General features: G+C 25.1%; 9 protein-coding genes and 4 pseudogenes. 9 read left to right on the top strand and 4 right to left on the bottom strand.

Features of this window, described 5'->3' with window-relative positions; genetic code table 11:
- The first annotated feature begins 217 nt into the window (after positions 1 to 217).
- Positions 218 to 505 carry a hypothetical protein gene (locus BSV1_RS07355; RefSeq protein WP_012672231.1) on the top strand — a complete coding sequence of 96 codons (288 nt, stop codon included), beginning with the start codon at positions 218 to 220 and terminating at the stop codon, positions 503 to 505.
- Between the two features lie 869 nt (positions 506 to 1,374).
- On the opposite strand, the gene BSV1_RS07075 is transcribed toward BSV1_RS07355, so the two are convergent.
- Positions 1,375 to 1,518 carry a hypothetical protein gene (locus BSV1_RS07075; protein WP_012672214.1) on the bottom strand — a complete coding sequence of 48 codons (144 nt, stop codon included), beginning with the start codon at positions 1,516 to 1,518 and terminating at the stop codon, positions 1,375 to 1,377.
- Positions 1,519 to 1,926: 408 nt separating this feature from the next.
- Between BSV1_RS07075 and BSV1_RS07450 the strand changes: the two genes are divergently transcribed.
- Positions 1,927 to 2,079: a hypothetical protein gene (locus BSV1_RS07450; RefSeq protein WP_012672235.1), complete on the top strand. Its 153-nt coding sequence runs from the start codon at positions 1,927 to 1,929 to the stop codon at positions 2,077 to 2,079.
- 667 nt (positions 2,080 to 2,746) lie between these two features.
- On the opposite strand, the pseudogene BSV1_RS07545 reads toward BSV1_RS07450, so the two are convergent.
- Together BSV1_RS07545 and BSV1_RS05880 are read right to left on the bottom strand one after the other, a co-directional pair.
- Positions 2,747 to 3,382: pseudogene (locus BSV1_RS07545) on the bottom strand (SIMPL domain-containing protein).
- A 585-nt stretch (positions 3,383 to 3,967) separates the two neighbouring features.
- A pseudogene (locus BSV1_RS05880) lies at positions 3,968 to 4,447 on the bottom strand (chromosome replication/partitioning protein); the annotation flags it as partial.
- A 235-nt stretch (positions 4,448 to 4,682) separates the two neighbouring features.
- Between BSV1_RS05880 and BSV1_RS05875 the strand changes: the two are divergent.
- The 7 genes and pseudogenes from BSV1_RS05875 (at position 4,683) to BSV1_RS07645 (ending at position 11,261) form a co-directional block, all read left to right on the top strand.
- Positions 4,683 to 5,519: a complement regulator-acquiring protein gene (locus BSV1_RS05875; RefSeq protein ID WP_012672215.1), complete on the top strand. Its 837-nt coding sequence runs from the start codon at positions 4,683 to 4,685 to the stop codon at positions 5,517 to 5,519.
- Positions 5,520 to 5,743: 224 nt separating this feature from the next.
- Positions 5,744 to 6,578: pseudogene (locus tag BSV1_RS05870) on the top strand (complement regulator-acquiring protein).
- 225 nt (positions 6,579 to 6,803) lie between these two features.
- A complete protein-coding gene (locus BSV1_RS05865; RefSeq protein WP_012672218.1) occupies positions 6,804 to 7,640 on the top strand; it encodes a complement regulator-acquiring protein in 837 nt (278 codons plus the stop codon).
- A gap of 531 nt (positions 7,641 to 8,171) precedes the next feature.
- Positions 8,172 to 8,564, top strand: coding sequence for a hypothetical protein (locus tag BSV1_RS07540; protein WP_012672219.1), 393 nt, complete (start codon positions 8,172 to 8,174; stop codon positions 8,562 to 8,564).
- A 41-nt stretch (positions 8,565 to 8,605) separates the two neighbouring features.
- On the top strand, positions 8,606 to 8,959 hold the full coding sequence (locus BSV1_RS07535) for a CRASP family complement regulator-acquiring lipoprotein (RefSeq protein WP_012672240.1): 354 nt from the start codon (positions 8,606 to 8,608) through the stop codon (positions 8,957 to 8,959).
- 983 nt (positions 8,960 to 9,942) lie between these two features.
- Positions 9,943 to 10,638, top strand: coding sequence for a virulence associated lipoprotein (locus tag BSV1_RS05855; RefSeq protein ID WP_012672239.1), 696 nt, complete (start codon positions 9,943 to 9,945; stop codon positions 10,636 to 10,638).
- Positions 10,639 to 11,048: 410 nt separating this feature from the next.
- A complete protein-coding gene (locus BSV1_RS07645) occupies positions 11,049 to 11,261 on the top strand; it encodes a plasmid partition family protein (RefSeq protein WP_083858455.1) in 213 nt (70 codons plus the stop codon).
- Here BSV1_RS07645 and BSV1_RS07640 read toward each other — a convergent pair.
- A pseudogene (locus BSV1_RS07640) lies at positions 11,172 to 11,431 on the bottom strand (chromosome replication/partitioning protein); the annotation flags it as partial. The gene BSV1_RS07645 and the pseudogene BSV1_RS07640 sit on opposite strands and share 90 nt — an antisense overlap.
- Positions 11,432 to 11,549 lie beyond the last annotated feature (118 nt).

Below are 11,549 nucleotides of genomic sequence, written 5' to 3'. Positions count from 1 at the left end.
TTAATTAGTATAGATATTTTATCTCTAAAGATTAACCCTAATAACTAAATACTTAATCTAACTAAAAAAAGAAAAAATAGTACAATATCTAGCAAATGGGGCTCAAACAGATATTCAATTTTCAAACGAAATTCAAGCATTAAAAGATACACGCACCATCACCAACGCTAATTCATCTAATTCGCCTTTCAACTATCCAACCTATATTCAAACTATCTTGAAAATAGAACAACAGATTGACGGAAAAATTACCATTAATGAGGAAACTAAAAAAAATGGTAAAGAAACCAAAAAGCTTTTAGAAATTCAAAAAGAGAATATTTCTCAACTTAAAGATGCAATTCAATATGGTGGAAGTTTTAAGGCTAAAGATATTAGAGAAAATCAACCCAATAAAGAACAAGAATTTTCTATTTATATCGGCAATTATATAGAATACGTACATTTAAAAATGCCTATCATTCAGTCACTGACAGTGGTAGTTATTACTATAGCAACTACATAATAGACGGAAATAATTTGTTAAGAATTATTAGTAATTTATAAAAAATCTTTACAAATTAGAAAAAAGAACTAAAAATTCTAACCCAATAATATTGCGGGGACATATACTGTATAAATGTGTGTGTATTCTAACTTATAAACTTTATAAATATTCATATTATTCTATTATTATCCATCTATAAATTTAGTAAACTTAGGTATAAAGTCCATAGTTACAATACCAATAGGTCCCTCCTATTTCTAGCAACTATCACTTCTTACTTTAGTGCCGTCAATTGAAGTGTTATTATGCTATCTATCCCCTTCGCTTTTGATGCAACAGAATTACAATGACTGCATCCTGCTCTAATACCTTCGATTCCCTTAAAGTTGATAAACTAGGTTCCCCGCCCTAGACACTTCTGGTAAGTTGTTATAAAACTATTATTAAAATTTTAAGCCCCGAAGGAAGTGTACTATAGCTCGGCTTCAAACATGCAACTTGCTCAAAACGAGGAATATTATTCTGATGCGGAATAATTAAGCCAATATAATCAATGAAAATAAGTTAAATATCATAAATTCTTTTTATTCGCCTAGCTTGAGCCCTTAATTCATATATTTTTCCGTGCGCACCATCAAAGCTAAAATGATGAACACTTAACTTCTTCGCTATTAGTAGGATATCTTTAGTTGGAATAGGCTCATTATTTTTTTAGTTTCTTCTAATTTATTATTAAAATCCACTTTGCCTTTATCATTTTTAAAAAGCAGTATATCTTGCTCTAGACTCCACTCCTTCTACTTGTCTAAATTTTTGTTATTCCACTGAATAATTTAATTATTCAAATATAGATTTTAGCAAAGACTCTATATTTATTTTAATAAATATTAATAAGCTAAAATATTTTTCATTTTTATAACAAATAAACTTTCTTCAATAGATAAGAATTCATCAAAAGTAAAATCTTTTGACAATTTCTTATAAGGAAATATATTAAAATCATTTGTTTTTATAATGTCATTAATTTTCATAATTTATGCTCAAGCCTCGTTTATTTTATATAGCTCTTTTTTAGATTTTCCTAATACTTAAAACATGCCATGTCTAAAGATTAAGTTTTTGATTAAAAACTTAATCTTTAGACAAATAAAACAAAATTTATCTTTAATATTTAATTTAATATACTAACTTTATCTCTAGAATAAGATTATTAAAACTTATTTCCAGCTTTTTCTATATATTTCTCGGTGAAAGAGATTTCTAAACTTTTATTTTTTAATTCTTGTATAATGCTTACAAGAACTCACAAGTCTAAACACAGCGCAAACGCATAGTCAAAGATTTGTCTTATGGCACTTTAGTGATTGTTTCTTTTGATGGAAATGTTAATAACGATATAGTTGTTGATTTAATTTTTAGTTTTGAATTTATGGATAAAGATGATTTTTATTATAAGTAAATTAAAAAGTTCAGGCGCTATTAAGGCATCTAGTGGAAAGGTTTTTGCGCTTGGCATTGTTTTTGATGAGGATAATACATCACTTGAGTATACTATGATAATCCATAATTATTTAAATTATTTTGAAGATTGAAGTTTCTTTATGTAAAAATTTGCTAGCAATGCTTAGCTTAAGCCTGTTTGATTGTATTTAACGGGTTTTTATTGAATTGAGAAAGTTGTTTATTTTTAAATATTGTATTTATTAGACACCGTGTCTGTAAGTTTGCGGATCAAGCTACAGAGATAGAATATATTATTCCACATACAGAATAAGCGTCTATCCTCATCTTAACAATATGCTAATATTGAAAAAATTATTTATCCCTGCGCCCAATCGGCCGCAAATAAACTAAAAACAATATCAATGCAAGATCCTCAACAAGCTGAAATTAAACCTGCAAAAGCCAGTATAGAAAACCCCATTTTAGAAAAATGTAATTAGAAAAAATTAAGATTTAATTCTTTCTAATTATGGAAGTCATGAATTTAATATAACTTTAAAGAAAGTTAAACATTTTAGCTAATTATCTAAAATTAAAAGAACTCTGCATCTATAATTTAATTGCAAAAAATTACAAATTTAGGTGGAAATGTATTTTCTACTATGACAACATATAAAGTAAATAAATAAAGTTTAAAGCTAGGCTTGTAGATCGGCCATATTGGATGAAACAGTTCTTATAATCTAAAAAGCTGTCATGGAATAAAGTTAAAAATTATTTCTATAATTTTATTTATAAATAATAGTTAACTAAACATCAATCCAAATAATAAGAAACAGTTGTTACGATCCTTAATATTTTTTGGGATAACGCTCATGGGCGCCTAAGCTTCCATCAATAGGAAGAAATTCAAAATATCCTTGATTTGCATTTTTAATTCTCCCTAATTTTAAACTTGAATGTTTTGCAAATTCCAAAGCTGCCAATTTCGCATTTCTAATTGAATCTGCTAACATTTCGGGTTTTATATCATTAATATTGTCAAAATAATATCTTGGCCCTCCACTATTACTAATTAGTATGCCTTGATTATAAAGCTCAGCAATATTTTTTTCTACCGCTTCCATCTTCTCGATATTCTTTATATAAACAGTTAAAGATATATATGCTCTATACTTATAAAGAGATTCTTTATAGGCCTCTTCATTAAATTCCATAAATCCCATTTTTATATTATCCTCGCTAAATCCATGTTTTAAGAAAAAATTTTTAATCCTAGACAAGCTTAAATTTATCTAAACTCCCAACTAGAAGATGTTGATAAAATTTCTTTTTCACCAAGACCCTTAACTAATTTCCATTTTTAATACCAATATTTTTTATTCCGTTAGAAATTATAATTGACGACATAAATAAAAGTAACGAAAAATATATTTCTTTTCTCCCAAACATAGATTATATCTCCTAAAATCAATAATAAATATTATATTAAAATTGATGCATTTAAATTTATTTTAAAATAAATACTTAAGATTAATAAATCCAAAGACATTTTAGTAGATAAAATTTCAACTAAAGATTACAAAAAATTTTCATCTATCTATAATTTATATTAAATTTAGGTAGAGATGAATTTGTAAGGCAATTTAAAACAGAATATAATAATTTAAAAAATAATGATCGCTAATAGCGCTTATAAATATATAGTTTATCCTAACGCCTATCAAAAAAATATTTTTCAAAAGTGAAGTATTTAGATGTGTAAGATTCTTGTATAAACCAAACATTAAGTGTTAAGAGAGATTATTATAAAAAAACAAAAGAAAAGTCTTAGTATTAATCCAAGTAATTATAAAAATTAATTCCCTTTAATAAAAGATATTAATGGTTTAGCTCTTTATAATTCTCAATTTAATATGAACTACTATTTCTAAAATTTTTATTTTAGAAATAGTAGTTCATAATCTAGTAGACAAAAAAAAGCCTCTATGGGAAAATATATTGCTAATGAAAATATAAAAAGAAAAATTCTCTAACTTAATTCAATAATACTTTAATAAGCCCCCCTAAAATAAAAGATATTCTTTTAGTATCTTTTTTGCAAAAATCATAAACTTCTTTATCTTTAATTAAAATTTTAATAGATATATTTTGACTATCACCATCTTCTACTATATTTTCTTCAATCATGTTTTCTTTATATACATATGACGAGTTGTTCTTTAGTATATTTTTATATGCAGCTACAAACCCCATTTCCTTAACTTTTTCAATAGAAATAAACCCTTCTAAAACTTTCTCATAAATTTTCAAATACATATACGCTTGACTTCTGGCAATTACATAAGACTTTATAAACTGCTTAAAACTTTTAAAACCGTCATATTTATAAAGTTCTTTTTGCTTAATTTCGTATAGAATTTTCATTCTTTGAATTTTATTATTAATATCAGATTTCAAATTTAATTTTAACTGTTCTTTTAGTTCGTTATACTTTCTAAATTCCTCATCTTGATCCTTAGATTAAACCCATTAAATCCAAACAAATTGTTACACTTCATATTTTAAAAAGAGAAGAATTAACTTCTATTTTTTTATTCGTACAATCTAAATCAACACTAAAAACATCAACAGAAATTAAATTTTCAATATTAAATAATATTAAACTTATTTGATATTATTATTAAATTGTAATATTATAAATTTGAACTAAAATTAATAAATATTAATTCAAATTTATAAGGAGAATATTTTGAAAAACTTTAAATTAAATATTATTAAGCTTAACGTTATTACAGCAATATTAGCTTTAATTTGCATATCATGTGCACCTTTTGGCAATGTTACTCCAAACAAGCTAAAAAATCCTACCACCTCTAAAAACCTAAAAAAAACAAAGCGAAGCAACAATTCTAGAAATCTAAAAAAAACAAACAGTCATACCAATTCAGAAAATTCAGCAGAAAATAACCAAAATCTTGAAAATGAATCTCAAAATTTAAAATCTTCAAATCAAAATCCTCAAGAAGAAACTACAACCTCAAAATTAGAAAAAATTGGTAAGGAACTGGAAGCTCAAAAAAAGGAAAAAGATACACAAATAGCTAAAATTAGTAGTGATGCTCAATATGATTTCCTAGAGAATTTTAAACTTCAAAACGATGATGTTTTTATGCATAATACAAAAATGACATTAAAAAAAATAATTTACTCATCCCTAAATTACGAAAAAGAAAAAATATTGATATTAAAAGAAATTCTTGAAAAACTTGATAAAAATTCTGCGAACCGACAAATAGCTAGGAAATTTTTAGAAACATCAAGGGATATTCAACTTCAACAAGAAGATTTGATTTTAAAAAAAATACAAGATGCATTACAAACCCTAAGCAAAGAAAAAGCTGAAAAATTACTACAACACGCAGAACGCGATTTAAAGATAAAACAAAACTTTGTAAAAGCTTTAAACGAAACTATTGAGGCTTACAATAAAAATTCTGGCAACATTAAAACAGATGATGAAGCGCTAGCAAACCACATGAAAGAAAAATACTTTTATACTCTTTATCTACTAAATCAAGCTGATTAATCTAAACAAAAATTAATAAGTTCCACTTAATATTTTTTAAAAGAGAAGTTAATTCTTCTCTTTTTTTATTAGTACAATCTAAATCCACGCTAAAAACATGCAATAGAACTTAAATTTTCAATATCAAATAATATTGAACTTATTTAATATTATTATTAAATTGTAATATTATAAATTTGAACTAAAATTAATAAATATTAATTCAAATTTATAAGGAGAATATTTTGAAAAACTTTAAATTAAATATTATTAAGCTTAACGTTATTACAGCAATATTAGCTTTAATTTGCATATCATGTGCACCTTTTGGCAATGCTAATCCAAACAAGCTAAAAAATCCTACCACCTCTAAAAACCTAAAAAAAAAAGCGAAACAACCATTCTAGAAATCTAAAAAAAACAAACAGTCACACCAATTCAGAAAATTCAGCAGAAAATAACCAAAATCTTGAAAATGAATCTCAAAATTTAAAATCTTCAAATCAAAATCCTCAAGAAGAAACTGCAATCTCAAAATTAGAAAAAATTGGTAAGGAACTGGAAGCTCAAAAAAAGGAAAAAGATACACAAATAGCTAAAATTAGTAGTGATGCTCAATATGATTTCCTAGAGAATTTTAAACTTCAAAACGATGATTATTTTATGCATAATACAAAAATGACATTAAAAAAAATAATTTACTCATCCCTAAATTACGAAAAAGAAAAAATATTGATATTAAAAGAAATTCTTGAAAAACTTGATAAAAATTCTGCGAACCGACAAATAGCTGGGAAATTTTTAGAAACATCGAGGGATATTCAACTTCAACAAGAAGATTTGATTTTAAAAAAAATACAAGATGCATTACACACTCTAAGCAAAGAAAAAGCTGAAAAATTACTACAACACGCAGAACGCGATTTAAAGATAAAACAAAACTTTGTAAAAGCTTTAAACGAAACTATTGAGGCTTACAATAAAAATTCTGGCAACATTAAAACAGATGATGAAGCGCTAGCAAACCACATGAAAGAAAAATACTTTTATACTCTTTATCTACTAAATCAAGCTGATTAATCTAAACAAAAATTAATAAGTTCCACTTAATATTTTTTAAAAGAGAAGTTAATTCTTCTCTTTTTTTATTCGTACAATCTAAATCCACGCTAAAAACATGCAATAGAACTTAAATTTTCAATATCAAATAATATTGAACTTTATTTGATATTAATATCAAATTGTAATATTATAAATTTGAACTAAAATTAATAAATATTAATTCAAATTTATAAGGAGAATATTTTGAAAAACTTTAAATTAAATATTATTAAGCTTAACGTTATTACAGCAATATTAGCTTTAATTTGCATATCATGTGCACCTTTTGGCAATGCTAATCCAAACAAGCTAAAAAATCCTACCACCTCTAAAAACCTAAAAAAAACAAAGCGAAACAACCATTCTAGAAATCTAAAAAAAACAAACAGTCACACCAATTCAGAAAATTCAGCAGAAAATAACCAAAATCTTGAAAATGAATCTCAAAATTTAAAATCTTCAAATCAAAATCCTCAAGAAGAAACTGCAATCTCAAAATTAGAAAAAATTGGTAAGGAACTGGAAGCTCAAAAAAAGGAAAAAGATACACAAATAGCTAAAATTAGTAGTGATGCTCAATATGATTTCCTAGAGAATTTTAAACTTAAAAACTATGATTATTTTATGCATAATACAAAAATGACATTAAAAAAAATAATTTACTCATCCCTAAATTACGAAAAAGAAAAAATATTGATATTAAAAGAAATTCTTGAAAAACTTGATAAAAATTCTGCGAACCGACAAATAGCTAGGAAATTTTTAGAAACATCAAGGGATATTCAACTTCAACAAGAAGATTTGATTTTAAAAAAAATACAAGATGCATTACACACTCTAAGCAAAGAAAAAGCCGAAAAATTACTACAACTCACAGAACGCGATTTAAAGATAAAACAAAACTTTGTAAAAGCTTTAAACGAAACTATTGAGGCTTACAATAAAAATTCTGGCAACATTAAAACAGATTATGAAGCGCTAGCAAACCACATGGAAAAAAAATACTCCCATCCTCTTTATCTACTAAATCAAGCTGATTAATCTAAACAAAAATTAATAAATTATACTTAATATTTTTTAAAAGAGAAGTTAATTCTTCTCTTTTTTTATTCGTATAATCTAAATCCACGCTAAAACCATGCAATAGAAATTAAATTTTCAATATCAAATAAGTTTAATATTATTTTAAGCTTAACATTATTAATGAAAATAATTATGATGATTATAAAAAATTTATAAGAAAAGCTTCTATAAATTCTGTAAAAACAGCAGAAAAATTGATTAAATTAATGTGATTATATAAAGAGCGTACATAAATAAGGACTAGAAATAGACAAAAGAAAAATACTATTAGCAGAAGTCAATAAAAAAAATATAAAATGTCAAGCGATTTAAAAAAAAGAAAGAAATGCTCAGTTGCAAGATGTATTTCATTAATTATTTTTACCAATTCTTTTAGTTTTGATATAACTAGTATTTTATTAATCTTATTATTAAGATACTAGTTATTTAACTATTTTAATAATATATTTATATTAAAGAAAGATTGAATCATATTCAAGGAGAGTATCTATGAAACACTATATAATTGTGCATATATTTGTTTTTCTATTTTTAAATGCTTGTTATCCAGTTGCATCTAATAAAATAGAATTAAAACCTAAAACAGAAACAAGCCTAAATCAAGAAGAAGCTCCAAATCAAGAAGAAGCTCCAAATCAAGAAGCAAGCTACAAAGAAGAAGACATTAATAAAAAAACAAAAAACACACTACTTAATGATTTAACCAACTTAATAGAAAAAGCTAACACACATAAAGAAAAGTATATGAAAATGGAAGAACCTTCGAATCAATACGAAATGTTGGTTTTTAAGCTTATGAGATGGGGCCCGGAGCCAAGAGAAAATGTATCCAGCAATACCGAAAGATCTATAAAATTTAGAAAAAAACTTATACTATTTTAAGTAGTGCTCTTGATACTAATGAATTCAAAGAATTTTCGGCGATGACAAGGCGGCTTGACGATCCATCTAGAATTTATAACATCTTTACAGACCTTGTAAATGCTCTTGGAATAGCAACTGAGCATCTATATCCCAAAAAAGATACTTTGGATAAACTATACACTTCGGATCTAGAAAAGCTTAAAAATTCCCTTGAAAAAATACTGTCTATAATAGAAATTGTCTCAAAAATGTCAAAACAAATCTTATTGGCTTATAAAAATAATAAAAATTCTATAAAAACAGATTTCGATAATCTTGAATCTCATGTGGACACATTTCACAAGCAATTTACAGAAAAAGCTAAAGACGCAAACGAGCTAAAAACGATCATATTATCAATTAATAAATTTTAAAAGTTTAGCTATTTAAATTTATTAACAATTTAAAAACTATATAACAAAAAGTATCCTATATATTTGAGTAAGCGGGTGTTATTGGCAATTTTGTTTTTAGCCTAAATATTGCCTTATTTATACTGAAGAATCCTCTAATAGATATAATAAAAGTATATTCAAACCTCGAGCTATTTCTAAATCAAAAATTATAAAAATGGCTCTTGTTTTATTTCATAATAGCTTTTTAGATTATTTTAGAACGACCACATGCCAGAGTATGATCTATAACTTTTACTTCAGGTAATCCCTGTCTTAGAACTTAACAACAAAATAGCTATTGACTACATAAAAAGACGAACTTCTAAATAAATTCAGGGAATTTTGCAAATTTACCAGAACAAGATGCTCGCAGTAAATATAGAAGAGAAAACGATTCTAGACTTTGGAAATTAGTAAAAATACAAGAATTCTTAAATTTAAAGAAAACAAATAATAAGATTTAAAATTGCATTTACACATCTCTTTCTATCATGCAAAGTTATGCAAGCCTAACATTTATATTCATTTTCCATTATTATTGAGTTTTTTTATTATTGGCTTTAAAAGTTTGTCTATTTTGCTTACTATTAACTTACTTTAGAATAGTAGCTCTTTTTTTATATTTACTAAAACAAGTAATAAAACTTTACTTATTTTTTAAAACAACTTATCCTTTTGATCTGAAAATCATTGTATTTCTATTGGGGAAAGCCCTATTGACATAATTAAAAAGCATATTCAGAATCAAAATAATTTTTAAAAAGCTCAAAATCCTATCGCAATAAAAATATTGTTAATTTCAATTAAAAAGAATTATTTAATCAAAATATTTAATATGCTATTATTTAAATGGATAATTTAATATGCTATTATTATAAGATATTAAATAATATTTTGTATTTTAAGCAAGGAGAATATTTATAAAATATAACATCATAGCCAGCCTATTTGTTTTTCTAGTTTTGGCTTGCAATCCAAATTTTAACACCAATCAAAAAGATACGAAGTATCAATTTAGCAAGAAAGAAGAAAGTCCTGCTCAAAGCATAAAAACCACACTGCTTAATAACTTAAGAAAGTTAATAGAACAAGCTCATGCGGATAACGAAAAATATGAAAAAAAATTGCAAGAAGAACCTGAAGACCAATTTGGAATGTTGGATTCTTTCAAGCTCTTGCATTGGGAAGGATCCAACAAAAATAAGATATGGGCATCCGATGATCAATATATGTCTAAAAGATTTAGAAAACGTGTTTACAGCGCCCTAAATGCCTTTGATGATAATGAATTAAAAGACTTTTCAAAAATGATAATAGCATCAAACCAAGTGATATTAATGCTTACTGGCCTTGAATTCTTTGGAATTACTATTGAAGATGCAATTCACAGCTTATATTCTAAAAAAGACAATCTAGAAAAGCTAGAAATTCCAAATTTAAAGAAGGTTAAAAATTTGTTTGAACAATTTTTACATATAAAACAAATAGCCTCAAGAATACCATACCAACTTTTACTAGATTATCAAAATGATGAAAATATAAAAACAGATATCAATAAGCTTAGATCTCATATACAAACAATTCGCGACCAAATGTTCAAAAAAATTAGAAAAGCATACTATAGGCATATAGAGATATCTGAAATAATATATAAATAGCCTTTAAGTTATGTGTTGAAATTGCCATAATAATATAAAAGATTCTCTTTAATAAAAGGTGATCAGCAATTAATATTATTAATGGCATATCCTTTAAAAGGATTGTATTTAAAAGTGTAATTAATTCTTACATTATATACACTATTAGTAGATTCCTTTTAATAATTTTAATTTTCTTTTAACAAAAAACTTAATAACTTATAAAAATATGCTTAATACGATAAAGTAATTCAAATGATATTTTAGAGATTAAAATTTAGCAAACAAAAAAAGCCTGCTATGAGCATACCTTTTCTTATTCAGAATAGAAAGAAGTCTCTATATATTTAAAATTTATTAAGAAGTTTTAGAGGGAATATTTCTATTAAAAAAATTAAAGAAATAGGTTTTGCGGCTGTATATAAAAATATATAATAAAAAACAAATCGTCATATGCATATAAAGAAGATAGAGAAGAAGATTATGATAATCGAAATATACCTATTAGATTTTTAATAAAAGATAAAGAAGTTTATTCTTTTTATAAAATAGACACTTGGCGTAATTACATAAGACTTAATAAACTGTTCAAAACCAGAAAAACCATCATATTTATAAAGATTTCTTTGCTTAATTTCGTATAGAATTTTCATTCTTTGAATTTTACCATCAATATTTAATTTTAAATTAAATTCTAAGTGCTCTTTTAACTCATTGTTTTCTTAATTCACAATCTTGATTACTAATACTTCTTCTATTTAGATTTCAACTATTTTATATAAAGCTACTTCCTTTTATTTTCTTTTTTTCCCATTTTTTACTCCTATTCTTTATTTTTACACAAATTGCACGTCCACTAACAGACGGCCCCTCTATAAAATATATTATAGTCAAGCAAATTTTAACCATAAAGAAAAAATGTTTTTCAAAGT

The sequence above is a fragment of the [Borrelia] finlandensis genome, from assembly GCF_000181875.2.
Classification (GTDB): Bacteria; Spirochaetota; Spirochaetia; order Borreliales; family Borreliaceae; genus Borreliella; species Borreliella finlandensis.
The sequence above is the reverse complement of the archived record's forward strand: the minus strand, read 5'-3'. Positions and strand labels throughout refer to the sequence as shown.